This is a genomic window from Agrobacterium vacciniicorymbosi (assembly GCF_040427045.1).
Taxonomy (GTDB): domain Bacteria; phylum Pseudomonadota; class Alphaproteobacteria; order Rhizobiales; family Rhizobiaceae; genus Agrobacterium.
This window is the reverse complement of the sequence record NZ_JBETMF010000005.1, coordinates 208,516-230,799: the sequence shown is the minus strand read 5'-3', so window position 1 is coordinate 230,799 and position 22,284 is coordinate 208,516. Positions and strand designations below refer to the sequence as shown.

The window sequence follows — 22,284 nt, the reverse complement described above, 5'->3', positions numbered from 1 at the left end:
CATGGCGGAATATGTTCTGAAAATGCCTGACGTGGGAGAAGGTGTCGCGGAAGCCGAAGTGGTGGAATGGCATGTGAAACCGGGCGATCCGGTGCGCGAAGACATGGTTCTTGCCGCCGTGATGACGGATAAGGCAACGATTGAGATACCCGCGCCCGTGGCTGGCACCGTAACATGGATTGCCGTGGAAGTGGGGGAAACGGTTGCCGTCAAAGCGCCATTGGTCCGCATTGAAACGGAGGGCAGTGGTGATGTTGCCGTAGCGGAAAAGATGCCGGAAACGGAGAAGCCCGCTGCCGCACCAATTGCTGAACCGTTGAAGGCCGCAACTCCAAAGGCGCAGCCGGCTTCCGCCCCTGCAACGCTATCCGCGCAAAAACCTCTGGCCTCACCCGCCGTTCGTCGCCGTGCGCTGGATGGGGGGATCGACCTTCGCCAGGTGCAAGGCAGCGGTCCGGCAGGCCGGATAACGCATGAGGATATCGACGCATTTTCAGGCTCCGGTGTTCGGGAAGCGAAACCCGCCGGACCCATCAGAAAGACAGCGGTCGACGAGATCAAGATCACTGGCCTGCGGCGAAAAATCGCTGAGAAAATGGCGCTCTCCGTCTCGCGCATTCCGCACATTACCTATGTCGAGGAGGTGGATGTCAGCGATCTCGAGGAATTACGGGCGAAGATGAATGCCGGTCGCAAGCCGGAGCAACCCAAGCTGACCATTTTGCCGTTTCTGATGCAGGCAATCGTCAAAACTGTTGCTGAGCAACCGGCGATGAATGCGACGTTTGATGATGCGGCGGGTGTGATCAGCCGTTACAGCGCCGTCCATATCGGCATCGCAACCCAGACACCGGCGGGGCTTGTCGTTCCTGTCGTCCGCCACGCCGAGGCGCGGGGCATATGGGACTGCGCAACCGAACTTGCCCGCGTTGCCGATGCCGCCCGCAATGGCAGCGCGCAGCGGGAGGAACTGTCTGGCTCCACCATCACCGTCAGTTCGCTGGGTGCCATGGGCGGAATTGCCTCGACGCCCGTCATCAATCACCCCGAGGTGGCGATCATTGGCGTGAACAAGATCGTGACGCGGCCGGTTTGGGATGGCAGCCAGTTCATTCCACGCAAGATGATGAACCTGTCTTCCAGCTTCGATCACCGCATTGTCGATGGCTGGGATGCGGCGCATTTCATTCAGCGCATCAAAGCGCTGCTTGAAACGCCAGCCCTGATTTTCATTGAAAGCTGAGGCCGACATGAAAGAGATAAATTGCAAACTTCTCATCATTGGCGCGGGACCGGGTGGTTATGTCTGCGCCATTCGCGCGGGCCAGCTGGGTATCGATACAGTCATTGTCGAACAGGCAAAGTCTGGCGGCACATGCCTCAATGTCGGCTGCATTCCCTCCAAGGCGCTGATTCATGCGGGCGAAGAGTTTCACAAGGTTCGCCAGATGGCCGGGGACAAAGCCCTTTTCGGCATTCGGGTGCAGCAGCCGACGCTTGATCTGGCCGAGACGATGGTCTGGAAAAGCGGCATCGTCAGCCACCTGAGCAATGGCATTGTCGGCCTGTTGCAAAAAGCCAAGGTCAAGGTGCTGGAGGGCAAAGCAAGATTTCGAGACGGCAAAACCGTGCTGGTCGAGACAGAAACGGGCTCGCAAATCGTGCGGGCGGAAAACATCGTTATTGCCACCGGGTCAGCACCGGTGGAGCTGCCTGATCTGCCCTTCGGCGGCGATGTGCTTTCCTCGGCAGAGGCACTTTCATTGCAAGAGGTGCCGCGCAGGCTGGTTGTCGTCGGTGGCGGCTATATCGGGCTCGAACTGGGAACGGCCTTTGCCAAAATGGGCTCGGACGTCACGATTGTGGAGGCGACCGGGCAAATTCTTCCGCAATATGATGCCGATCTGGTGAAGCCCGTCGCAAAGCGGCTTTCCGAACTCGGCGTTACCGTGCTGACGAATATGATAGCCAAAAGCCTCGATAACAAGGGATTGGTTATTGCTGATCCCGATGGGAACCAACAAACACTACGTGCCGACAAGGTTCTGGTGACGGTCGGCAGAAGACCGCGCACGGATGGGCTTGGCCTCGAAGAACTCGGTCTCGATATGGCCGGGCGCTTAATTCGTATCGATGAGCGCTGCCGCACCTCCATGCGCGGCGTGTTTGCCATAGGCGATGTCACGGGTGAGCCGATGCTGGCGCATCGCGCTTCGGCTCAGGGTGAGATGGTGGCCGAGATTGTATCCGGCGCAAAGCGCGTGTGGGATAAGCGGTGCATTCCGGCTGTCTGTTTTACAGATCCGGAAGTGGTCAGTGTCGGTCTTTCGCCTGCCGAAGCGAGAGCGCAGGGCAATGAAGTGACAATCGGGCAATTTTCGTTCAGTGCCAACGGCCGGGCTATGACCATGGGGGATGAAAGCGGTTTCGTGCGAATTGTCGCGCGCGCCGATAATCATCTGGTGCTGGGCATACAGGCGGTTGGTTCTGGTGTCTCCGAACTGTCTGGCGCATTTGCGCTGGCTGTCGAAATGGGCGCTCGCCTCGAAGACATTGCGGGCACGATCCACACACACCCGACGCGAAGCGAGGCATTTCAGGAAGCAGCGTTCAAGGCGCTGGGCCATGGTCTGCATGGCTAGGCGTGGGCAGGGTTTAGGAGGGAGGCGGACATGACATCCATCGCATTTATCGGTCTTGGTCATATGGGCGGACCCATGGCCGCCAATCTCGTCAAAGCCGGGCACACGGTCAGAGGCTGTGATCTGGTGGATGAGTTGCTAGCTGAAGCCGCGGCGCGGGGTGTTACCGCCTGCGGCTCGATGGAAGAGGCCTTGCAAGGTTGCGATGTCGTCATCACCATGTTGCCCGCGGGGAAACATGTGATGGCCGTTTGGACCGAACTCGTGTCTTTCGTACCATCGGGAACATTGCTGATCGATTGCTCGACCATCGATATTGAAAGCTCCCGGAATGCGCATGAAATGGCCAAGGAGAAAGGCTGTCCGTCACTGGATGCGCCCGTATCGGGCGGAACCACGGGCGCACAGGCGGGCACCTTGACCTTCATGGTTGGTGGCGAGGCCGAAACCTACGCTAAGGCGGAAGCGATCTTGCAGACTATGGGCAAGCGGATCGTGCATTGTGGCGGCGCGTCGATGGGGCAGGCCGCTAAGATTTGCAACAATATGATCCTCGGGATATCGATGATTGCCGTCTCGGAGGCCTTTGTGCTGGCGGAAAAGCTTGGCCTTTCGCAACAGTCACTGTTCGATGTCGCGTCGGTTTCGTCGGGCCAATGCTGGTCCCTGACGACCTATTGCCCCGTGCCGGGCCCCGTTCCATCCTCGCCTGCCAATCAGGATTATCAGCCCGGTTTCGCCACGGCGTTGATGCTGAAGGATCTGCTGCTGTCGCAGGATGCGGCCAAAATGGCAGGGGCGCAAACACCGCTTGGCCATGAGGCTGCGGCTCTTTATCAGCGCTTCAGTGATGCCGGGGCTGGGGCAAAGGACTTTTCCGCCATCATCCAGACGCTACGCAAAGAAACGCCAGAATAAGGAGTGACCCTCATCCTGGCGTGGGAGATTTCTTGAAAAGAAATAATAATCAGCAGTGACCGGCGCGAACAGAGGCCAGATTGACGATCTCAGCGTTGGAAAGTTCAATTTCCATTTCGCTGCTCAAAGCAGACTGAAGGGCCTGTTTGGCGACGTCGATATACCAGCTGGCGGAAGGGGCACCCAGTGATTCTGCTACGCCTTCTGCGTAGGTCAGCATGTTGATGAGGGTGAGGAAATCTTCCTGGCGTTCATTGATCTGGGCGTCAGTATGAATGGATGTCATCGGTAAGCTCATCAAATTTCGGTTGCGATGAGTCATCCTATGCGCAGACGTTGCATTTAGCGCGTTGCAAAAGCGTTGCACACGCAGTGCTAGATTTCGATAAAATCATATTCGCTTTATACGGAAACTATAAGTACATCTGCCGAAATAGCGGCGTGGCGTTGAATTCCCAGTCTCTTACGTTTCTCAGCGGCAACTCTCGCTGCATCACTTGCAAGAGTGCGATCGCGTCCAGCTTTTTCTGATCGACCTGGCACCTTGCGAGAATGGGTTTTAGCACCTCGAATTCGATGCCTGACAAATCTGCGATACTCTTCCAGTTGCGCCTTTTGAAGAAAATCTTGCGGGCCGCATCTCGCAACGTCTGGCAAGTGGCTTCGCTTAACAATGCGAGATCGGATATTTTATCGATGGTGGCGTCTACATTCACAAGCGGAATGCTCAAGGCCGGATATCCAAGCTCGGCGGGGCAATAGGTCAGGGCGACATCCGCGTCATCAACACGTTTACCAGAGGCGAAATCCTCGAAGATTTTGCCGATGCCGATCATGCCAAAGGCCGCGCATTCCGCAGCTCGCAATGCGCCCATGCTGGCCGCACCGAAAACGGGAATGTCTTTCGACAGGGCAAACAGCAATTCCTTGTGCCAGACGGGGGCCGCCATAGCGAATTGGCCATCGATCAAGCCAATGGCGGTTGCGCCATCCGCCAAGGCCCGCATGACATCTCCCTGACAGGCGGGTGGACGCAGTTCGATGTCTGGCGCGGCGAAATCTTGAGCTTTCGGCAAGCTCGGCCCGACAAAGACGATCTTCATTACAAAGCCTTGGAAAGTGCGCGGCTGCCGAAGCGGCGATGGCGGTCGCCGTCCGGATTTTCAAGCTGCGGCGCGATGACCTTGACCACGGAGGCAGGCAGCCATTCGGGCGAGAGATCGACCGCGAACAGTTCGTGGATGCCGCAACTTTCCAGACGGGTCAGAACAGTTTGAAGCGAGGCTTTTGTTGATGTCGAATCCAGCGAAGGAAGATTGTTTAGGTCCTTGCAGGCTTCTGCATTCAACGCTTCGACCGACGCGATCTCTGCGCTTTGCGAGAATATATCCGGCAAAAGATCGTCTCTCGCCCCAGCGATGAATGTCATTCGAGATTGCACCGCCTCTGTGACTGCCCTCATGGCAGCGACTTCGGGCATGGTGGAGGCGCCAGCGCCGAGCGTTATATCGACATGGCGAATGGCGCGTGGATTTGTGCGGTTTTTCGGACCGAGAAGCGCGACGATACAGGGGATCGCCAAATCCGTGGTGATATCGAACAACACGATATCGAGACCGGCGCGATCTATCTTGTCCAGAGCTTCGCGAAGGTCGGGCTGGGTGATTGTCTTCGTATCGATGGCCGATCTGTATCGTTTGGCGGCTGGGGTCACCTGCCACAGGGTGAGCGCGTCGCGCTCCACCCGCTCCAGCAGGCCATGTAACAGAGCCTCTTCCCGCGTATTGCCTGAGGCTAGCCCATCGGAGGATTGCCAATAGCGTGGCGATAAAACCGTGCGGTCAAGATGGACCGCATCATATGGCAGCCATAAGGGTTTACCGGTGAGAAGATGATTGGCGCGCACCCAGCTTAAGTCTTCTGCTGGTGTTACCGCTTTTGCGTGAGGGGAAAGCAGGCAATCCAGCGTGTGGACGGTCTGTCCTTCCGCCTCGAGATTATTCCAGTTTGTGACACGCAATATGCACGCGGGATTGGTAGCGACCGACCGTTCGATAGCTTCCATGGCGGCCGATGTTTTGGCCGCGTTGTCATCCATCCCTTTGCCCTGGGCAATGACGATAGCCTTGGCATTGGGCGCATAAGCGCACCAGACGGCAATGCCGATATCATCCAGATCAGTCTGCCGGGCGAGCCGCGTAATGCCGAGGCGACGAAGAAAAGGCGAAACCCTTTCCAGAGTTTCGCCCGCAGAACATGCCCGTTGGTTATCGAGCTGCATGATTACTCATTACTTTCGTGAACGCTGCGGCGTTGACAGATATACCATGCAGCCAGTCTGAATGGCATATCGGTCAATGTGTCGTGGATACGGAGGTTTCTGTGTTCTTCTGTGTCTCGGCTGAAGCGCTGCCGCCCAGGGACTGAACCAGTTCCAGAACGCGACGACGGACGCGGCTGTCTTCGATGGCCGAGAATGCCTTTGCGAGCGACACGCCTTCCTTCGAGTTCATGAACTGTGACAGCACGCTTGGAACGGCGAGGGCCTTGTCTTCCGTCGCATCAGGCCCACCTTCGAAGAAGTAGGAGATGTGAACGTCCAGCAATTCTGAAATGTGCTGCAGGCGGCTTGCGCCAACCCGGTTGGTGCCCTTCTCGTATTTCTGAACCTGCTGGAACGTAATGCCCAGCCCGTCGCCAAGCTTTTCCTGGCTGAGGCCCAGCATCACGCGGCGCAGCCGAATCCGTGAGCCCACATGTATATCGGTCGAATTGGGTGACTTTTTCATGATGATGCAAGACTCCAAAAACGTAAAACTTAACGCATGATTGCCGTAAACTTCAGGCGACCGCAACGGGTCGGTAGAAGGAATCACAGGTGTATTTCAGTTATAGCTTAATCTGAGGTTGGGCGGTATGGCGAATGCTCGTTTTGACTTTAAAAACGTCCCAATTCACGTCCGATATTCCCGCCTAAATTTCAGCTCTCGCCCATTACTGCGCCTTGGCAGGTGGCATTGGCTTTAGCGTGTTCATCAATGCGCCGTAGGGCAGTAGCATGACGATGCCGACAAGCACTTTCACGGAGAGATCGCCCAGGGCCCAGGAAATCCAACGCGGAGCCTCGCTTGCGAAAATCCCGAGGATCGGGGCCTGTTCGATGGCGAAAGCATCATTGGGGCCGACGAAGGAGAAGGTGGCCGCAAAGGCAATCGAGAAGAACAGGGCGGTATCCAGCACTGAGCCGAGCATGGAGCCAGCCAGCGGTGCCCGCCACCAGCTTTGACGGCGCAGGCGATTGAAGACCGAGATATCCAGCAACTGACCGATGAGATAGGCCGTGCCCGACGCAATCGCGATGCGCGGTATGGATGTCCAGAAGGACAGCGTCACGCCGACGACGAAGCCTGCCAGCACGACTCGGCGAGCGATGGATGGCCCGAATTGCCGGTTGGTCAGATCGGTGATCAGAAAGGCGATGGGATATGTGAACGCACCCCATGTCAGCAGATCGCCGAGATTGATGCCGAACAAGGTTCCGGAAAGCGGGTGCTGAACGAGAATGTTCGATGCGACGACAACGAGGGTCATCAGGAGAACGTAAATGATGGTCGAGCGCAGGTAGGGCATTTTTTTATCCTGGGTGATGCCACCAGTTGGAGCCAAATGAAAACAAGCAAAAGGCTTGAGCGGCAGATGCCAGTCAAGCCTTCTGAAAGTACGTGATATTGAAACGGCTATTAAGCGGCTTCAACAGTCTTCTTTGCGATCTGACGACGCAGCAGACGAGCGCGCATCGAAAGGTCGTTTTCGCTGGCCTTCAGCAGGAACGCGTCGAGGCCGCCACGATGCTCAACGGAACGCAGAGCAGCTGCAGAAACGCGCAGACGGAAGCGCTGGCCGAGAGAATCGGAGATCAACGTAACCTGGCAGAGGTTCGGAAGGAACCGGCGCTTGGTTCTGTTGTTGGCGTGGCTGACGTTGTTGCCCGTCTGGACGCCCTTGCCGGTCAATTCGCATACACGGGACATGGGTACACCTATTTGTTATCGTCTGTTTCACCAACGGCTCGCTACCCGGCAAAATCCGGTGAGCAATCCAACTGGCAATGATTGGAAAGTTGCGGTTCTATAGTCAGACAGGAACTTCCAGTCAAGCCGCTCGCTCTTTTTTGTGAGCGATTTCGCCGGATTTCCACGTTACTCTGCTTTTTTATTGCCATAAGTCGGCGTATATCATCGCGGCAGAGGACAGCTTTTCCTGTCTGTCGAGGTGTTACCTGAATGAATGTCAAAGCACAAAGGTTTTTCGCAGCCCTTGCCATCACGCTTGCAAGCCTGTCGCCAGCCATGGCCGCGGAAACACGCCACGATAGCGAATACAGCATCAATCTGGGTCTTCTGCCCATTGCGCGCGCGAATTTTTCGACTCGTATGGAAGGCACGACCTATTCCATTTCGGGCTCGTTCAGTTCCGCAGGCATCGCCAGCGTACTGAAGGATATTTCCGGGCGCACAAATGTCTCCGGTGCCAAGCGTGGAAACCGCATGCAGGCCAACGAATATTCGCTGGTTTACAAGGATGGCAAGCGCACCCGCACTTATGATGTGCAGTACCGCAACGGTAATGTGACCTCCACGACCGTCGATCCCGCGCCGAAAACGCGGCCCGACAATTGGGTCGATGTGAAGGACCGCGATCTGCGCTCGGTGCTCGATCCGATTTCGGGGTTGATCTTTCCCGTTGGTGGCCGCATCTGCCCCAGCCGCCTGCCGATCTATGATGGGGAATCGCGTCTGGATCTGGTCTTGAGCTCCGGCGGCACCAAGCCTTTTGCGACCAATGGATTTACCGGTGACGCCATTGTCTGCAATGCGCGCTATGTGCCGAAGTCCGGTTTCCGCAAGGGCCGAAAAGACATTGAGTATCTGAAGTCGATTTCCATGGAAATCTGGTTTGCCAAGGCAAGCAATATGGATGTCTATGCGCCGGTCTACGCGCGTATCCCCACCAAGGTGGGTCAGGTCTATATCACCGCGACCAAATATGGCGGGTAAATTCGCCTGATTTTAAAATGGTTTTGGCCGCCCGGTTCTGCCGGGCGGCTTTTTAATTCTTATCGAGACCAGATGTATGCCTGACCGGTAAGATCACGCACCGGCAGCGAAATCGGTTGAGACTGATACCGAGCGCCATTCAGACAGTATCAAACCATCCTTGTGGTGTTTGTCCTCGATTGCAGCGACTGTATCGCTACCGAGCGGCAGGCGTACCGGTGGATTTGGCGCATCCGCGAAGGCTGTCAGAACGTCGGCCAGCTTCTGCGGATCTCCGGGCTGGTTGTGGCTGAGACCTGCGGCGATGGTACGGACTTTTCCCGCCGTTGCTTCGTAATCCTCGATGACCGTGTTGCTGACGGACAGCGAAGACGAGTCCAGAAAGTCCGTGCGGAAATATCCCGGCTCTACCACCGTGACCTTGATGCCAAGAGGTGCAAGTTCGTCATGCAGCGCTTCGCTTAATCCCTCGACCGCGAATTTGGTGGAGGAATAGACACCGAAACCTGCTGCCCCGCGATAACCCCCGATGGAGGAAATGTTGAGGATGCGGCCTGAGCGCGCTTTTCGCATGAAGGGCAGCACGGCGCGAGTGACATTCAGAAGACCGAAGACATTCGTGCGGTAAACGGCTTCGACTTCTGCGGGTGTTGCTTCTTCGACGGCGCCCATCAGGCCGAATCCGGCATTGTTCAGCAGGACATCGATCTTACCGAAGCGTTCGATTGCGGCATTGGCGGCGGCAACCGCCTGCTTGTCATCGGTAACGTCAAGGGCCACGGGCAACAGATTGGGGTGTTCACCAAAGCGCTCGCTGACGCTTTTGGGATTGCGGGCGGTGGCAACCACGGCATCGCCCTGTGCGAGTGCTCTTGTGGTGACCAGTGCGCCGAAGCCGCGGGAGGCACCAGTGATGAACCATACTTTCATGATCATTATCCTTCGATGAGTGTTTGGCGCTCAGCGCCGTTTCAGTGAAATAGGACTGTTGACGTATTGAGGGCGAAAGCCGGCCTCTCGGTGAGAGGCTCAGGGCAGGACCTCGGCCAACTCGATCAGATTGCCGAACGGATCGCAGAAAAAGGCGAGGCGGCGGCTGATGGCCAGAAGTTCGAACGGTTCGGTAACGATGGTGACACCACGGGACCGCAATTCCTCGACGGTGGCATCCACGCTTTCAACGCTCAGGCAGAAGTGGTGGTAGCCTGCATAGTTGAGGCTTTCGCCGAGATCGATATAGGGGCGAACCTCCTTGGGGGATGGATCTCCGCCGCCCAGAATTTCAACATAGAAATGGTCGTCCGTGGCAGGGGCGAGGTAGGCGAGCTGCTCATCGGCATAATCCCATTTGGCAACGACGCGGAAGTCGAGCTTTTCGACATACCAGCGCTTGGCTGTTTCGAGGTCCGGCGTGCGAACCGCGACGTGATGACCACGCATATCGGCAAAGGGCGATGTGCGATTATGTGCGGGAGGAATGAAGTCGGCCATTGTCCTGTCTCCTTGTTTTTCGGCACCAGCGCCGTTTACGAGGAGAAATCTGGACCTTTTTGATCTGAAGGATTAGATGGATAATGTTTTCATCAATGCTGAGTGAGATTCAGTAATGCGCTCAACAGATCTCTCAGAACTTGCGGCTTTCGATGCCGTTGCCCGTCATCGCAATTTCCGGCGCGCCGCAGAAGAGCGCGGCGTAACCGCATCTGCCATCAGCCATGCGGTCAGCAATCTGGAGGCACGCATTGGACTTCGTCTGCTGAACCGCACGACCCGTAGCGTATCGCTCACCGATGCAGGCGCGATGTTGATTGCTCAGTTGTCCCCGGCCTTCGGGGACATCGGTTCGGCGCTCGATGCGCTCAATCAGTTCAGGGACACGCCGTTCGGGAAGGTTCGCATCAATGCGCCCAATTCCGTGGCGCCCTTTGTTTTTCGTTCCGTGCTGGGGCCGGTGATTGCGCAAAACCCCAATCTGCAACTGGAAATCGTCGCGACGGATCGCCTCGTCGATATTGTCGAAGAGGGCTTCGATGCCGGAATTCGGCTTGGGGAAAGCCTTCGCGATGGCATGACGGCGGTCAAGATCAAGCCGCGATTGCGTTTTGCGGTGGTCGGTTCGCCCGCTTATTTCGAGCAGCATTCCCTGCCAAAGTCGCCTGCGGATCTTCGCCAGCATGTGTGCATCCGAAATATCTATCCAAACGGAAAAGCCTATCCGTGGGAGTTCAGCCGCGCGGGAAAGATCATCGAATTCGAGCCGACTGGTCCGCTTTCGCTGGATGATCATGAGTTGATGGTGGAAGCCGCGCTTTCCGGCGTCTGCCTTGCCTATGTCTGGGAAGAGCGTGCGCGCCCCTATATTGCCGATGGACGGCTGACGGAGTGCCTCGCATCCTGGAGTGCGCCGGAAGACTGGCTTTACCTTTATTATCCGACACGGAAATATCTGTCGGCAGGCGTGCGGGTGCTGATTGAGGCGCTTCGCGTTTGAGACGGCAATGGGCTCAGCCCGGTGACCAGCCGGGCTCTGCCATGACGAAGCTTTCAAAGACGAAGCCCGGTGAAACGGTGCAGCCGACAAGCGTGAAATCGCCGAGGCTTTCGGCGGCCTGCCAGCAATTGGCGGGGACGATAGCCTGCGGTCTTTCGCCTTCGAAGAGGGAAGGTCCGAGCTTTACCGTCTCCACGGATTTCCCATCCATGCTCAAGTGCAGCGCAAGCGGCGCACCGGCATAATGGTGCCAGATTTCGGCAGCGTCGATGACCCGGTGCCAGTGAGAGCGTTGGCCCTTCTCCAGCAGATAATAGATGGCTGTGGAATGGCCGCGTCCACCATCCGGCGCATCGCGAAAGGTCTGGCGGTAAAAGCCGCCTTCCGGGTGTGGCTCCAGTTTCAGTTCAGCAATGATGGCCTCAGCGGAAAGCACGCTTCCCGGCATCAGAAATTGTCCTTGCGGGTTCTGATTTCCGCAAACACTTCCGCATCCGTTGCACTCTCAAAGTTGAGATGGGCGCGGATGCTGGCATCGGCCACGCGCATATAGGGGTTTGTCTGTTTCTCAAGGCCGATTGTCGTGGGAATGGTGAAGTCTCCCCGGCTCCGCAAGTCTTCCACTTCGCGCGCGCGTTGCTGAAGCGCGGCGTTGTCTGGATCGACTGTCAACGCGAAACGGGCGTTGGAGAGCGTGTATTCGTGGCCGAAATAGACCTTGGTATCATCGGGAAGCGCCATGAGCTTCTGGAAGGAATGCCACATATCGGCAGCGGGGCGTTCGAACAGACGGCCACAGCCCATGGCAAACAGCGTGTCGGCGGCAAACAGCAGGGCGTCATCCGGCAGATAATAGCAGATGTGTCCGGCGGTGTGGCCGGGTGTGGCAATGATCTGCACGCGGCGTCCGGCAAGTTCGAACTCGTCACCATCAGCGGCAGATTTATCCAGCCCGGGTATAGCGACTGCCTCTTCATAAGGCCCATGGATTTCGCAGCCGAATTTTTCCTTTAGCGAAAGATTGGCCTCGACGTGATCCATGTGGTGATGGGTGGTGAAAATATGGGTCAGCGTCCATCCGCGACGGTTGAGCGCATCGATGATGGGGGCTTCCTCGGGCGCGTCTATCGAAATGGTGACGCCAGTTTCGCTATCATGCAGCAGAACACCGAAATTATCGCTGCGACAAGAAAAGACCTCTATTTCCAACGGCTTCATGTTTCCTCTCCATCTTCGCGCTTTCAGACCATGACTATGTTCTATGTAGACCCGTCAGCCTTGAAGTCCAACCGGGGACTGCTACATTCTGACCATGAACACCGATATTGTCGATCTGCGCGAATTTTACCATTCTCCGCTTGGCCGCTCCGCCGAGCAGGCGATTACCATGGCGCTATCGACGCTTTGGCCTCCCTTGCCGGACGAGCGGCTGGTGGGTGTGGGCTATGCGGTGCCGTTTCTGGAGCGTTTTCGGCGTGACACCGAGCGGACCTTCGCTTTCATGCCCGCCGGGCAGGGGGCGGTAAACTGGCCAGCTGGCGAGCTTTCTTCGACCGCGCTTGTTTTCGATGAGGAATTGCCGTTGCCCGATTCCTCGATTGACCGGGTTTTGATGGTCCATTCGCTGGAATTTGCGGAAAATCCGCGCGAGACTTTGAAAGAGTTCTGGCGGGTTCTGGCCCCCGGCGGAAGGCTGGTGATCGTGGTGCCGAACCGACGCGGCGTCTGGGCGCGAATGGAACACACGCCCTTCGGTTCCGGTCGACCCTATTCCCGCAGCCAGTTGACATCGCTTCTGCGCGAGACGAACTTCACCCCCGGTGCCACGGCCGAAGCGCTGTTTTTTCCGCCCTCGAAAGTGCGGTCCATCCTGCGGTTTCGGCGGTATCTGGAAACGACAGGCCGCAAGCTGTGGCCGGTCTTTTCCGGTGTGATTATCGTGGAAGCGCAAAAGCGGCTCTATCAGGGCTTGCCCGTCAGCCAGCGGGCGTCACGCCGCGTTTTCGTTCCCGTTTTAGCGCCTCAGGGTGTTCCAACCACAAGGACGTCGACGGAACCGGGAAAGCCTCGCTGACACTCGACAAATAGCACATTCCGGTCTAATGCCTGCGGCATTGTCTTGCCGGGTCACTGGCGTTTTTCCGAAGGTCGATGAAATGAGTGCAGAGCTTAACCAACCTGTTCCGCGTCCAGGTATTCTGGATATCGCCGCTTATGTTCCGGGTAAGGAGCATGCGGAAGGGGTGGCCAAGGTCTATAAGCTCTCCTCCAATGAAACGCCGCTTGGTGCAAGCCCAAAAGCCATAGAGGCCTTCAAGGCCGCCGCTTCCAATCTGCAAATCTATCCGGATGGACAGGCAACCGCGCTGCGTCAGGCCATTGCCGATGTTCATGGGTTGAATATCGCCAATATCATTTGCGGCAACGGTTCGGATGAGCTGCTGGGCCTGCTTTGCCACGTCTATCTGGGTGCAGATGATGAGGCGATCATCACCGAACATGGCTTTCTGGTCTACAAGATCCAGATCATGGGCGCAGGCGCAACCGTCGTGACCGTGAAGGAAAGGGATTGTACCGTCGATGTAGACGCAATCCTAGCCGCCGTGACACCCAAGACGAAGATGGTCTTCATCGCCAATCCCGGCAATCCGACAGGAACCTATGTACCGGTTTCGGAAATCCGCCGTTTGCAAGCGGGCCTGCCCACGCATGTCCTTCTGGTGCTGGATGCCGCCTATGCAGAATATGTCCGCAAGAACGATTATGAGGCGGGTCTGGAGCTTGTGTCCGGCAACGCCAATGTCGTCATGACGCGTACTTTTTCCAAGGTTTATGGTCTGGCGGCACTGCGTGTCGGTTGGATGTATGGTCCCGCCGCCATTATTGATGCGCTGAATCGTGTGCGCGGTCCCTTCAACATGAATGCCCCGGCCATTGCTGCCGGTGGAGCTGCGATACGCGATCAGGCGTTCATGCAACAGGCTGTGGCGCATAATCTGGAATGGCTGGACAAGCTGACCAGTGCGTTTACCGAACTTGGGCTGACAGTTACGCCGTCGGTTGCCAATTTCGTTCTCATCCATTTCCCTGACGTGGATGGTAAGCGCGCGGCAGAGGCGGACGAATTCCTGACGCGGCGCGGTTATATTTTAAGAGCCGTGCGCGGCTATGGTTTTGCCAATGCGCTGCGCATGACGGTCGGCTCGGAAGAAGCAAACCTCGGCGTTATCGCTGCTCTCACCGAATTTATGGGGCAGGCGTAATGAGTGATATTCTGTTCGACCGCATTGCCCTCATCGGCATTGGTCTCATTGGCTCGTCCATCGCACGCGATATCAAGGCATTGGGGCTTGCCCGCGAGGTCGTCATTTCTACCCGAAGCGAAGCGACGCTGAAGCGGGCGGAAGAGCTTGGGCTCGGAACGTCCTATACCGTCTCCGCAGCGGATGCGGTGAAGGATGCCGATCTGGTGATCGTGTCCGTGCCGGTCGGCGCGTCCGAAAGCGTGGCACAGCAGATCGCGCCGCATCTCAAAGCCGGTTCTATCGTGACCGATGTGGGCTCTACCAAGGCATCGGTGATTGCCCAGATGGCACCGCACATGCCTGACAATATCCATTTCATTCCAGGCCATCCGCTGGCAGGTACGGAAAAATCAGGCCCGGATGCCGGTTTTGAAGGCCTGTTTCATGATCGTTGGTGCATCTTCACACCGCTGCCGGGCACGGATGCGGTGGCACTCGGCAAGCTCAAGGCGTTCTGGGAAAAGCTCGGTTCGCGCGTCGATGAGATGGAGCCGGAGCACCACGATAAGGTTCTCGCCATCGTCTCGCATCTGCCGCACATCATCGCCTACAATATCGTTGGCACGGCGGATGACCTGGGCACGGTAACGGAATCGGAAGTCATCAAATATTCCGCCTCCGGTTTCCGTGACTTCACTCGTCTGGCCGCATCCGACCCCACCATGTGGCGGGATATCTGCCTGCACAACAAGGATGCCATTCTGGAAATGCTTGCGCGTTTCTCCGAGGATTTGGCCTATCTACAGCGAGCGATCCGTTGGGGTGAGGGCGACAAGCTGTTCGAACTCTTTACTCGCACGCGCACAATTCGCCGTTCCATCGTTCAGGCAGGACAGGATGTGGATGCGCCAGACTTCGGGCGCCATACGCTGGATCAGAAGAAATAATCTGCTTCAAACTGCGGAACGAAGGCCACGGCCTTCGTTCTACCTGAACATCAGATCGGCGGGATCTTTCCGAGTGGAATGAAGCCGCTGACGGTGGCACGACCGCGATCAACCACCAGATCGACCGATGCTCTATCGCCGCCTCCGGCGAGAGCGCCGAGCAGTTTGCGGGCCGTATCGATTGTCGAGCGCAATTGCGGAAAGGCCTGTTTGGCATTGTTGGCCCAATCCCCCAGCTTCTCGATCTCCAGCTTGAACTGGCCCGAGAGATAGCCTTGATCATCGAAGGAGAAGGGGCCTGTGATGCGCATGGTGCGGCCATCGCCAATATCCAGCATGACACGACGCAATTCACCGCTGGCACCATAAAGCCCGGTGCGATCACTGCCGTCGATCATGCCAGCCTTGCCGGCAAGCGTCACATCGGCAATCGCATTCAGGCGCGGCAGAAGCTGCGGCCAGTCCTTGATGACCGTGGATGCGTCGGTCAACGTCACGGCACCATCGAGGTCTGGACCATTCTGGCGCAGGTGAACTTCCGTCTTGGCGGCATCGAAATCGATTGTCTGGCTGGTGACCGAGGACACGGCGGTTGCCTTCAGCCCGTCGATAACCAGTGATGTGCGGTCTATACCTTTCAGCTTCGTCACGAGGCTGGATTGAAGGCTGGTCCATTGCGCGGAAATGTCGAGGCCATGGCCGGTCTTGATGGTGGCTGGCGAATCCAGTTCCCAGACGATGTGGCCGGGAGCATAAAGCTGCGCAGCCGAGCGAAGCGCGCCAAAGGAGGCGGTCATGTCGTTGCGGGTATTCTGGACATCGACCTTGGAGCAGAATAAGCCGATGCGGAAGGGGTAACCCCTGAAGGCGATATCGCGGCACTCACCGGTGACGCCAGCTGAGCCGCCGGGGGCCAGTGTGCGAATAACGGTTTCCTGAAGCCTGTGCGCGGCGTAAAACCAGCCCGCAGTGTAAATGGCAACGAAAACTATTATCCCAAGACCGAGAAAAAGGAATTTTCGACCGGTTCGGGATTGGCTTGACGCTGCCATGATGATCTCCAATGGTACACACAGGTGATTTGGTTTGGCTTGCGATATGGACGATTTTTGGGTCTTTGGCTACGGTTCGTTGATGTGGAACCCCGGCTTCCCGTTTGAGGAGCGCCAGCAGGCGCGTTTATATGGATACCGGCGTTCGCTGTGCATACGCTCGAATGTGTATCGCGGAACGGATGAAAATCCGGGATTGGTTCTGGGACTGGAACGCGGCGGCTCCTGCCTCGGCGTTGCATTCCGCGTATCGAATGCAGACCGTGAGCCCGTTCTCGATTATCTGCGCGAGCGCGAGCTTGTCAGCAACGTCTATAAGGAACGGGTCTTGTCCGTTGGCCTGTCAGATGGCAGGCGGCAGATGGCGCTGACCTATGTGGCAGACTGCAAGCATCCGCAATATATCGGTGATCTGGCGCTGGAAGATGCCGCAACCATCGTGCGCCATGCGTCAGGCCGCTCCGGCCCCAATGTCGATTACGTGTTCAACACCGTTGCACACCTGAAAGACATGGGTATCCGGGACGCGCTTCTGGAGCGTGTCGTCTCCAATGTTAAGGCTCAGTCTGCGGCCGTGCCCTGAAGTTCTGCCAGCCGTTTGACGGCGGTTGGCGGCATGGGAAGATCAGGATTGTTGCGTGCGGTTTCCAGCAGCAGCTCGTCGCTTGCCTTCTCCGTGACCTCGATCAGCTGCTTGAAAAAGACATCCGGGTCGAGACCGGGCTGAATGGCGGGCAGGATGCGGACCTTGAAGTGGCCGGGATAGCGCATTGTCGAGCGGCGCGGCCAGAACAGGCCGGGATGCATGGCGACAGGCACGACGGGGACTTTCAGGTCGCGGTAGAGCCGGGCGATGCCATAGCGATATTCAGGTTCGGCACCGGGTGGGCGGCGCGTGCCTTCCGGATAGATGATGAGTTCGCGCCCCTTGGCCATTTCTTCCTTGGCGCGCTCCATGACCTTGAGCATGACTTTGCCCCGCGCGGCGCGGTTGACCGGGATCATCCGCTGCTTGGCCACGTACCAGCCAAAAAGCGGTATCCACATCAATTCCCGCTTCAGAATGTAAACGGGGTCTTTGAGATTGGGCAGCAGCGCATAGGTATCCCAGAAGGACTGGTGTTTCGGCGCAAAGATGCAGCCGGATTCGGGAATGTTTTCCAGACCTTCAATCTCGAAGGTGGTCCCGACGATGACTTTCATCAGCCAGTGATTGGAACGCGCCCAGGCTTTCGGTATCTCAAATGCCATCTTGCGCGGCACGAGGAAATAGATTGGCGTCAGCACGACCATCCGCAGGATGAGGTTGAGATAGAACAGCGTGTTGAAGAGAATGGAACGCAGTCTGAGCATGAAAAAAGCTTCTCCAGGCGCATCCGTCTCAACGAAAGGAAGCAATCTCCGATGTCGTGCGCAGGGCTGAACGCCTACACGAAAACAGGGTGTTTCAGCAAGGCCAATCCGACGTTGAACACACGGGAGCAGTCAGGTCGCGGATGAGCCGTTGCGCAGGCCGTTACCCTTGCCAAGCCCGGTCAGATCGCGGGCGGCGGCGGCAACGAATTTGATATATTCGGAGATCATCGTGCGCACCACATCCGGGTTGGAAAACCAGTTGGTGCGGGCCAGATCAGAATTGATGACCGGATAGGCAATGAAGTTCGTGTCTGGGCTGGAACTGCGCAATTCATGCAGGCTGCGGTGCATGTGGTAGTTGTTGGTGACGACAACAACCGTTGCGTAACCGCGGTCCTTGATCCATTGCGCCGCTTCACTCGCGTTGCCAATTGTATCGACAGCCTGATAGCCCATGTCCACGCAGCAGGCGAAAAGATCGGACGAACTCTGCGTCATTTTTCGGATTTGTGCGCGGGTGGTGGAAGGATTGACGCCGGAAATCAAAAGGCGTTTGCCAACACCATCGCGCAACAGGCCAACGGCCTGATCAATTCTGAGATAGCCGCCGGTCAGGACGATGATGCCATCGGCCTTGGTTGAAGATGGTGGGCGCATCGAAGCGACCGAATCAGCGAACCACAAAAAACCGCCGAAAATGGCCCCCACAATAACCACAAAAATCAGGATGGCGGCCCGCACGAACCGGCGCAAACGCCCACGCCGCGAAAACCAGCGGTTTCGCGGCGTCTGTGTTGACTGGTCATCAGGGTCTGTGCGACTCATTGCCATGAGTTATCCATAAGCGTGGATTAAGGCAAGGAACAGGCGGTTGTGACGGCTCTGCGGCGCGCTTATTCAACCTCAAACGCCCTCGCTTTTCGACGGATCGGAACGCACGCGGTCGATGTCATCAATCGTGCGGATGACGGTGACGCGGGCGGTGATGGTGGTCAACAAAGCGATGATCATCATGGTCGCGAAAATCCCGAGATAACCATCTACTCCGACAGAAAACGAGCCGAATAGAGCGCTGGCCTGATCGCTCTGCGGCGTCGCCAGTGTGCGGGACTGCCAGAAGCCGGCGGCGAGAAAGACCAAGGCCGCGAGGGCACTTCCGGCGCCCGAACCCTTGAGACTGATCTTGAGGAAATGCTTTTGGAATTCGCGGGCGACAAAGCTGCTTTCTGCGCCGACGAAATGCAAAACCTCAACAATGTGTCGGTTGCCTGAAAGTGCACCGCGTGTGGCAAAAACCACCGTCAATACCATGGCGCTGAAAACGAGGACCAGCACGCCAAGGCCGATCATGACCGTGGTATGCGCCATGGAGACCAGGCGGTCCACCCATGTGCGGTGATCATCGAGAAACGCTTGTGGAATTTCGGTCTTCAGCATGGCGCGCATCGCCTCGAAGTCCGGCGGATTGCTTTCATCGATGGTGATGATGACGAGGCGCGGCACGGGCAGTTCCGAAAGGTCAAGGCCGGTGCCGAGCCAGGGCTCCAGCAGGCGCGCGGTGGCCGCATCATCCATGATCGTGCCTTCACGCGTGCCGACGAAGCTCAGCGCAAGATTGCGGGCTTTGTTCAGCGCTGCATTCATATCCAGCCCTTCCTCCGGCTTGATCTGAATGGTGATTTCACGCGAAATCTGGCTCTGCCATGTTGCGGCGGTGGCGCGCACCATGCTGACCGCGCCCAGCGTCAGACAGGCCAGAAACGCCATGATGGCAATGACGACGATCAGCGCATTGCCCTGAATATTGGATGGCGGCAGAATAGGTGCCATGGGCCTGATGCGCATCTGCGGCAGCTTGGGAGCTGGCTTTTGTTCGGGTTTAAGCGGTTTGCGGCTTATCTCATTCATAAACGTCAAGCCGTCCTTCCGTCAGGATCATCCGCCGCGCATCGATCTGATCCATCAGTCCGAAATCATGGGTGGCGATAACGACAGCCGTGCCCAGCCGGTTCAGCTCCAGAAACAGGTTGAGCAGACGCTTGGCCATAGGCGGATCGACGTTACCCGTCGGCTCGTCGGCCAGCAGAATTTCGGGCTGGTCCATCAGGGCGCGGGCAATGGCGGCACGCTGCTTTTCCCCGCCGGACAGGATCGGCGGCAAAACATTGATGCGCTCGCCAAGGCCAACCCATTTCAACAGCTCGATCACATCATTGCGATAAGCGCTCTCTTCCTTGCCGCGCACACGCAGCGGCAGCGCGACATTCTCATAGGTGGTGAGATGATCGAGAAGGCGGAAATCCTGGAACACGATGCCGACGCGGCGACGCAGCAGCGGCAATTCGCTGCGCGGAATGCGCGACACGTCCCGGCTGAACATGCGGATATGACCACGCGTCGGCTGCAGCGACATCAACAACAGGCGCAGAAGTGTGGTTTTGCCCGCGCCAGATGGGCCGGTCAGAAACTGGAACGAGCCCTTGGGGATATCGAAGGTCATATCCCGCAGGATTTCCGGGCCCATGCCGTACCGCAACCCGACATTTTCGAAATGGATCAACGAACTTCCAGTCTTTTGCTTTCGTGGCGCGTGATTTGCGTCATCGTTGGAGCCTTTTACACGCTAGGCGGCCCTGCGGGCGGCTCATCGAACGATCTTTGCAAAGCATTAACCAATTAAATTTACGACTAGGCAGGATTTCATTCAATGCCCAGTTTTTATCGGGCCGAAAACCTGACCGAGGGAACTTCATGGGTATGTTCCGTTCATCTCGCCGGCACGCGGCACTCGATTTGGACCTTTTGATGCCGGAAACGCCGCTTCGCCAGACATGGCGAACGCGCAACGGTGATGACATCGTAGATGCCGAGTTTGTCACGATAAAGGAAACGCCGTTTCGTGACTACGGAAACGACAATCGCCACAAAGCTTATCAACAGAACGAGTCGAAACCCGTTTCAGCCTTGAGCGCGCTGCGCTCGTTCATCGACTGGGTGGACAGAAAGCTATCCGGCCTTTCCGTCGATGGTTATTCGGCCATCGTGGCAGCCGCCGTTGTCGGCGTGTTCTTTCTGTCGGGCGGCTTTACCGTGATGATGCAGGAAAAATCCGCCACCGCGGCCCCGGTTTCCCCGCTGGGGATCAGCCACATCACCGTCACGCCGCAGGACGCGGGCGGTATGGAAGTGCTTGTCATCAACGGCATCGTTGAAAACAATGGCGGTGAGGTCGAGACCATACCGGCCATCCGCGCGGATTTGTTTGCGGCCAAGGGTGAGAAGGTCGCAAGCATGCTGATCGAGCCGCCTGTGACAGAGATCGAGCCGGGTCTGAGCCATGGCTTCTCAGCAAAATTGCGCCATCCCGGTGGAAAAACGCCGGAAATCAAGCTTTCTTTCGCGCAAACGGGTGTTTCCGAGCGCTGACTGTGCTACCGGACGCCCTTCGTTCCGTCCCTGATGCCCGTATTCTTTGATGCTGGCGCCGGATAAGCGCAGGAGAAGACATGCCCGTCGTTCGTGGAAAAAATATCGAGCCGCTTTATACTGCCGAGCAGATTGCCGAGCGTAATCGCGATCTGGCCAAGCGTATTGCAAGCGGTCCGACGAATGACTTGCTGGTCATTGCGGTTCTGAAGGGCTCCTTCATTTTCGCCGCCGATCTCATTCGCGCCTTGCATGACAGCGGGCTGGCTCCGGAAGTCGAATTCATCACGCTTTCCAGCTATGGCACCGGCACGGTGTCTCAAGGTGTGAGAATCGTAAAAGACATCGACAGCGATGTGAAGGACCGCGACGTTCTGTTGATCGACGATATTCTGGAATCCGGTCGCACGCTGCTTTTCGCAAAGGAACTGCTGTACGAGCGCGGCGCGCGCAACGTGTCAATTGCCGTTCTCCTGGACAAGAAAGTGAAGCGCAAGGAACAACTCGAAGCGGATTATGTCGGCTTCGAATGCCCGGATTACTTCGTCGTCGGCTATGGAATGGACGTGGCTTACGCCTTCCGCGAACTGCCTTTCGTCGGCGTCGTCACGGGTGACGCTGAGTAGAATGCCCGTCTCAATCTGAGACGACGCCGGGTGGTTACAGCCATGGATTGTTAACCATGCCACCCGGATAGCCCCGGCCATTTACCTCTTGCAAAGGGAAATGACCGAGTTTGTTGCTCGCTGGAATGAATACCAGGAGCGATGGAAAATGGCGAAGATTCTGATTACTGAAGACGAAGATGCGTTGCGCACCTTTGTAGCGCGTGCGTTACGTCTGGATGGGCACGAAACCTATGAAGCCGCCGATGGCGAGCAGGGATTCGAGAAGCTGAGCGAACACAAGTTCGACCTTCTCCTTTCCGATATCCGCATGCCGGTTATGGATGGCATCGAGCTGGCGCACCGCGCCGCATCGCAATTTCCAAGCCTCAAAATTCTGCTGATGACGGGTTATGCCGAGCAGCGCGAGCGCGCCGACGATTTGATGGAAAAAATCATCGATGTGGTGCCAAAGCCCTTTGCTCTGCCGGATATCCGCAAGGCTGTCGCCCGCGCACTGGCATCGGTTCCGGCATAAGTGATTT

At 57.2% G+C, this 22,284-nt stretch carries 27 protein-coding genes; 12 read left to right on the top strand and 15 right to left on the bottom strand.

All coding sequences use genetic code 11. The annotated features are described in order from the left end of the window. The first annotated feature begins 1 nt into the window (after window position 1). The 3 genes from ABUK73_RS10350 to mmsB are packed head-to-tail and all read left to right on the top strand — an operon-like array spanning window position 2 to window position 3,560. On the top strand, window positions 2-1,243 hold the full coding sequence (locus ABUK73_RS10350) for a dihydrolipoamide acetyltransferase family protein (RefSeq protein WP_353577202.1): 1,242 nt from the start codon (window positions 2-4) through the stop codon (window positions 1,241-1,243). 7 nt (window positions 1,244-1,250) lie between these two features. Then, entirely contained in the window at window positions 1,251-2,642 is a 1,392-nt protein-coding gene (gene lpdA / locus ABUK73_RS10345) for a dihydrolipoyl dehydrogenase (RefSeq protein WP_353577201.1), read from the top strand. 30 nt (window positions 2,643-2,672) lie between these two features. Continuing rightward, complete coding sequence (mmsB, locus tag ABUK73_RS10340) at window positions 2,673-3,560, top strand: 3-hydroxyisobutyrate dehydrogenase (protein ID WP_353577200.1); 888 nt, start codon at window positions 2,673-2,675, stop codon at window positions 3,558-3,560. A 49-nt stretch (window positions 3,561-3,609) separates the two neighbouring features. Here the strand turns inward: mmsB and ABUK73_RS10335 are convergent, their stop codons facing one another. The 6 genes from ABUK73_RS10335 to rpmB all read right to left on the bottom strand — a co-directional run bounded on the left by ABUK73_RS10335 (window position 3,610) and on the right by rpmB (window position 7,591). Continuing rightward, the gene (locus ABUK73_RS10335; protein ID WP_113086720.1) at window positions 3,610-3,846 is read right to left on the bottom strand and encodes a hypothetical protein; all 237 of its coding nucleotides are present in this window, start codon (window positions 3,844-3,846) and stop codon (window positions 3,610-3,612) included. A 127-nt stretch (window positions 3,847-3,973) separates the two neighbouring features. Next, complete coding sequence (locus ABUK73_RS10330) at window positions 3,974-4,663, bottom strand: TfuA-like protein (protein ID WP_353577199.1); 690 nt, start codon at window positions 4,661-4,663, stop codon at window positions 3,974-3,976. Beyond that, entirely contained in the window at window positions 4,663-5,841 is a 1,179-nt protein-coding gene (locus ABUK73_RS10325; protein ID WP_353577198.1) for a YcaO-like family protein, read from the bottom strand. Before ABUK73_RS10325 ends, ABUK73_RS10330 begins: the two co-directional genes overlap by 1 nt. Window positions 5,842-5,914: 73 nt before the next feature. After that, on the bottom strand, window positions 5,915-6,349 hold the full coding sequence (locus tag ABUK73_RS10320) for a helix-turn-helix domain-containing protein (RefSeq protein WP_113086835.1): 435 nt from the start codon (window positions 6,347-6,349) through the stop codon (window positions 5,915-5,917). 205 nt (window positions 6,350-6,554) lie between these two features. Further along, window positions 6,555-7,190 carry a queuosine precursor transporter gene (locus ABUK73_RS10315; protein WP_353577197.1) on the bottom strand — a complete coding sequence of 212 codons (636 nt, stop codon included), beginning with the start codon at window positions 7,188-7,190 and terminating at the stop codon, window positions 6,555-6,557. A 110-nt stretch (window positions 7,191-7,300) separates the two neighbouring features. After that, on the bottom strand, window positions 7,301-7,591 hold the full coding sequence (rpmB, locus tag ABUK73_RS10310; protein WP_353577196.1) for a 50S ribosomal protein L28: 291 nt from the start codon (window positions 7,589-7,591) through the stop codon (window positions 7,301-7,303). 252 nt (window positions 7,592-7,843) lie between these two features. Between rpmB and ABUK73_RS10305 the strand changes: the two genes are divergently transcribed. Next, window positions 7,844-8,617, top strand: a complete 774-nt coding sequence (locus ABUK73_RS10305; protein ID WP_353577195.1) for a DUF3108 domain-containing protein — start codon at window positions 7,844-7,846, stop codon at window positions 8,615-8,617. A gap of 93 nt (window positions 8,618-8,710) precedes the next feature. On the opposite strand, the gene ABUK73_RS10300 is transcribed toward ABUK73_RS10305, so the two are convergent. Further along, window positions 8,711-9,547, bottom strand: a complete 837-nt coding sequence (locus tag ABUK73_RS10300; protein ID WP_353577194.1) for an SDR family NAD(P)-dependent oxidoreductase — start codon at window positions 9,545-9,547, stop codon at window positions 8,711-8,713. A 99-nt stretch (window positions 9,548-9,646) separates the two neighbouring features. Next, window positions 9,647-10,108, bottom strand: coding sequence for a VOC family protein (locus ABUK73_RS10295; RefSeq protein ID WP_353577193.1), 462 nt, complete (start codon window positions 10,106-10,108; stop codon window positions 9,647-9,649). Window positions 10,109-10,223: 115 nt separating this feature from the next. Here ABUK73_RS10295 and ABUK73_RS10290 point away from each other — a divergent pair, with 115 nt between their 5' ends. Beyond that, window positions 10,224-11,108 (top strand): LysR family transcriptional regulator, encoded by an 885-nt coding sequence (locus tag ABUK73_RS10290; RefSeq protein WP_353577192.1) that lies wholly within the window; start codon window positions 10,224-10,226, stop codon window positions 11,106-11,108. A gap of 13 nt (window positions 11,109-11,121) precedes the next feature. Here ABUK73_RS10290 and ABUK73_RS10285 read toward each other — a convergent pair whose 3' ends face one another. Together ABUK73_RS10285 and gloB are read right to left on the bottom strand one after the other, a co-directional pair. Beyond that, window positions 11,122-11,556, bottom strand: a complete 435-nt coding sequence (locus tag ABUK73_RS10285; protein ID WP_353577191.1) for a cupin domain-containing protein — start codon at window positions 11,554-11,556, stop codon at window positions 11,122-11,124. Beyond that, the gene (gloB, locus tag ABUK73_RS10280; RefSeq protein WP_353577190.1) at window positions 11,556-12,326 is read right to left on the bottom strand and encodes a hydroxyacylglutathione hydrolase; all 771 of its coding nucleotides are present in this window, start codon (window positions 12,324-12,326) and stop codon (window positions 11,556-11,558) included. The genes ABUK73_RS10285 and gloB overlap by 1 nt, the downstream gene beginning before the upstream one ends. Window positions 12,327-12,420: 94 nt before the next feature. On the opposite strand from gloB, the gene ABUK73_RS10275 reads away from it, so the two are divergent. The 3 genes from ABUK73_RS10275 (at window position 12,421) to ABUK73_RS10265 (ending at window position 15,300) form a co-directional block, all read left to right on the top strand. Beyond that, complete coding sequence (locus tag ABUK73_RS10275; protein WP_353577189.1) at window positions 12,421-13,182, top strand: class I SAM-dependent methyltransferase; 762 nt, start codon at window positions 12,421-12,423, stop codon at window positions 13,180-13,182. Between the two features lie 82 nt (window positions 13,183-13,264). Further along, window positions 13,265-14,371, top strand: coding sequence for a histidinol-phosphate transaminase (hisC, locus tag ABUK73_RS10270; RefSeq protein ID WP_353577188.1), 1,107 nt, complete (start codon window positions 13,265-13,267; stop codon window positions 14,369-14,371). Further along, window positions 14,371-15,300 (top strand): prephenate/arogenate dehydrogenase family protein, encoded by a 930-nt coding sequence (locus ABUK73_RS10265; RefSeq protein ID WP_113086707.1) that lies wholly within the window; start codon window positions 14,371-14,373, stop codon window positions 15,298-15,300. Before hisC ends, ABUK73_RS10265 begins: the two co-directional genes overlap by 1 nt. Before the next feature lie 50 nt (window positions 15,301-15,350). Here the strand turns inward: ABUK73_RS10265 and ABUK73_RS10260 are convergent, their stop codons facing one another. After that, window positions 15,351-16,352: a DUF2125 domain-containing protein gene (locus ABUK73_RS10260; RefSeq protein WP_353577187.1), complete on the bottom strand. Its 1,002-nt coding sequence runs from the start codon at window positions 16,350-16,352 to the stop codon at window positions 15,351-15,353. A 46-nt stretch (window positions 16,353-16,398) separates the two neighbouring features. Here ABUK73_RS10260 and ABUK73_RS10255 point away from each other — a divergent pair, with 46 nt between their 5' ends. Continuing rightward, window positions 16,399-16,935 carry a gamma-glutamylcyclotransferase gene (locus ABUK73_RS10255; RefSeq protein ID WP_353577186.1) on the top strand — a complete coding sequence of 179 codons (537 nt, stop codon included), beginning with the start codon at window positions 16,399-16,401 and terminating at the stop codon, window positions 16,933-16,935. Here the strand turns inward: ABUK73_RS10255 and ABUK73_RS10250 are convergent. The 4 genes from ABUK73_RS10250 to ftsE form a co-directional block, all read right to left on the bottom strand. Then, window positions 16,914-17,705, bottom strand: coding sequence for a lysophospholipid acyltransferase family protein (locus ABUK73_RS10250; protein WP_353577185.1), 792 nt, complete (start codon window positions 17,703-17,705; stop codon window positions 16,914-16,916). The genes ABUK73_RS10255 and ABUK73_RS10250 overlap by 22 nt on opposite strands. Before the next feature lie 132 nt (window positions 17,706-17,837). Continuing rightward, window positions 17,838-18,539 (bottom strand): YdcF family protein, encoded by a 702-nt coding sequence (locus ABUK73_RS10245; RefSeq protein ID WP_113086704.1) that lies wholly within the window; start codon window positions 18,537-18,539, stop codon window positions 17,838-17,840. Window positions 18,540-18,611: 72 nt separating this feature from the next. After that, complete coding sequence (locus ABUK73_RS10240) at window positions 18,612-19,616, bottom strand: cell division protein FtsX (RefSeq protein WP_353577184.1); 1,005 nt, start codon at window positions 19,614-19,616, stop codon at window positions 18,612-18,614. Then, the gene (gene ftsE / locus ABUK73_RS10235; RefSeq protein WP_113086702.1) at window positions 19,609-20,268 is read right to left on the bottom strand and encodes a cell division ATP-binding protein FtsE; all 660 of its coding nucleotides are present in this window, start codon (window positions 20,266-20,268) and stop codon (window positions 19,609-19,611) included. Before ftsE ends, ABUK73_RS10240 begins: the two co-directional genes overlap by 8 nt. A 197-nt stretch (window positions 20,269-20,465) precedes the next feature. Between ftsE and ABUK73_RS10230 the strand changes: the two genes are divergently transcribed. From ABUK73_RS10230 to ABUK73_RS10220, 3 genes are all read left to right on the top strand, one after another. Next, the gene (locus tag ABUK73_RS10230; protein WP_353577183.1) at window positions 20,466-21,134 is read left to right on the top strand and encodes a hypothetical protein; all 669 of its coding nucleotides are present in this window, start codon (window positions 20,466-20,468) and stop codon (window positions 21,132-21,134) included. A gap of 80 nt (window positions 21,135-21,214) precedes the next feature. Next, window positions 21,215-21,760, top strand: coding sequence for a hypoxanthine phosphoribosyltransferase (hpt, locus tag ABUK73_RS10225; RefSeq protein WP_113086701.1), 546 nt, complete (start codon window positions 21,215-21,217; stop codon window positions 21,758-21,760). Between the two features lie 148 nt (window positions 21,761-21,908). Next, on the top strand, window positions 21,909-22,277 hold the full coding sequence (locus ABUK73_RS10220) for a response regulator (RefSeq protein WP_113086831.1): 369 nt from the start codon (window positions 21,909-21,911) through the stop codon (window positions 22,275-22,277). Window positions 22,278-22,284: the final 7 nt, after the last annotated feature.

Bases quoted from the DNA above. Each gene is read 5' to 3' on its own strand.
- ABUK73_RS10230 (WP_353577183.1), top strand. From the start codon at position 20,466: ATGTTCCGTTCATCTCGCCGGCACGCGGCACTCGATTTGGACCTTTTG.
- ABUK73_RS10350 (WP_353577202.1), top strand. From the start codon at position 2: ATGGCGGAATATGTTCTGAAAATGCCTGACGTGGGAGAAGGTGTCGCG.
- gloB (WP_353577190.1), bottom strand. From the start codon at position 12,326: ATGAAGCCGTTGGAAATAGAGGTCTTTTCTTGTCGCAGCGATAATTTC.
- ABUK73_RS10305 (WP_353577195.1), top strand. From the start codon at position 7,844: ATGAATGTCAAAGCACAAAGGTTTTTCGCAGCCCTTGCCATCACGCTT.
- ABUK73_RS10275 (WP_353577189.1), top strand. From the start codon at position 12,421: ATGAACACCGATATTGTCGATCTGCGCGAATTTTACCATTCTCCGCTT.
- ABUK73_RS10315 (WP_353577197.1), bottom strand. From the start codon at position 7,190: ATGCCCTACCTGCGCTCGACCATCATTTACGTTCTCCTGATGACCCTC.
- ABUK73_RS10320 (WP_113086835.1), bottom strand. From the start codon at position 6,349: ATGAAAAAGTCACCCAATTCGACCGATATACATGTGGGCTCACGGATT.
- lpdA (WP_353577201.1), top strand. From the start codon at position 1,251: ATGAAAGAGATAAATTGCAAACTTCTCATCATTGGCGCGGGACCGGGT.
- ABUK73_RS10330 (WP_353577199.1), bottom strand. From the start codon at position 4,663: ATGAAGATCGTCTTTGTCGGGCCGAGCTTGCCGAAAGCTCAAGATTTC.
- ABUK73_RS10295 (WP_353577193.1), bottom strand. From the start codon at position 10,108: ATGGCCGACTTCATTCCTCCCGCACATAATCGCACATCGCCCTTTGCC.
- ABUK73_RS10300 (WP_353577194.1), bottom strand. From the start codon at position 9,547: ATGAAAGTATGGTTCATCACTGGTGCCTCCCGCGGCTTCGGCGCACTG.
- ABUK73_RS10220 (WP_113086831.1), top strand. From the start codon at position 21,909: ATGGCGAAGATTCTGATTACTGAAGACGAAGATGCGTTGCGCACCTTT.
- ABUK73_RS10265 (WP_113086707.1), top strand. From the start codon at position 14,371: ATGAGTGATATTCTGTTCGACCGCATTGCCCTCATCGGCATTGGTCTC.
- ABUK73_RS10325 (WP_353577198.1), bottom strand. From the start codon at position 5,841: ATGCAGCTCGATAACCAACGGGCATGTTCTGCGGGCGAAACTCTGGAA.
- ABUK73_RS10335 (WP_113086720.1), bottom strand. From the start codon at position 3,846: ATGACATCCATTCATACTGACGCCCAGATCAATGAACGCCAGGAAGAT.
- ABUK73_RS10250 (WP_353577185.1), bottom strand. From the start codon at position 17,705: ATGCTCAGACTGCGTTCCATTCTCTTCAACACGCTGTTCTATCTCAAC.
- rpmB (WP_353577196.1), bottom strand. From the start codon at position 7,591: ATGTCCCGTGTATGCGAATTGACCGGCAAGGGCGTCCAGACGGGCAAC.
- ABUK73_RS10285 (WP_353577191.1), bottom strand. From the start codon at position 11,556: ATGCCGGGAAGCGTGCTTTCCGCTGAGGCCATCATTGCTGAACTGAAA.
- hisC (WP_353577188.1), top strand. From the start codon at position 13,265: ATGAGTGCAGAGCTTAACCAACCTGTTCCGCGTCCAGGTATTCTGGAT.
- ABUK73_RS10240 (WP_353577184.1), bottom strand. From the start codon at position 19,616: ATGAATGAGATAAGCCGCAAACCGCTTAAACCCGAACAAAAGCCAGCT.
- ABUK73_RS10245 (WP_113086704.1), bottom strand. From the start codon at position 18,539: ATGGCAATGAGTCGCACAGACCCTGATGACCAGTCAACACAGACGCCG.
- mmsB (WP_353577200.1), top strand. From the start codon at position 2,673: ATGACATCCATCGCATTTATCGGTCTTGGTCATATGGGCGGACCCATG.
- hpt (WP_113086701.1), top strand. From the start codon at position 21,215: ATGCCCGTCGTTCGTGGAAAAAATATCGAGCCGCTTTATACTGCCGAG.
- ABUK73_RS10290 (WP_353577192.1), top strand. From the start codon at position 10,224: ATGCGCTCAACAGATCTCTCAGAACTTGCGGCTTTCGATGCCGTTGCC.
- ABUK73_RS10260 (WP_353577187.1), bottom strand. From the start codon at position 16,352: ATGGCAGCGTCAAGCCAATCCCGAACCGGTCGAAAATTCCTTTTTCTC.
- ABUK73_RS10255 (WP_353577186.1), top strand. From the start codon at position 16,399: ATGGACGATTTTTGGGTCTTTGGCTACGGTTCGTTGATGTGGAACCCC.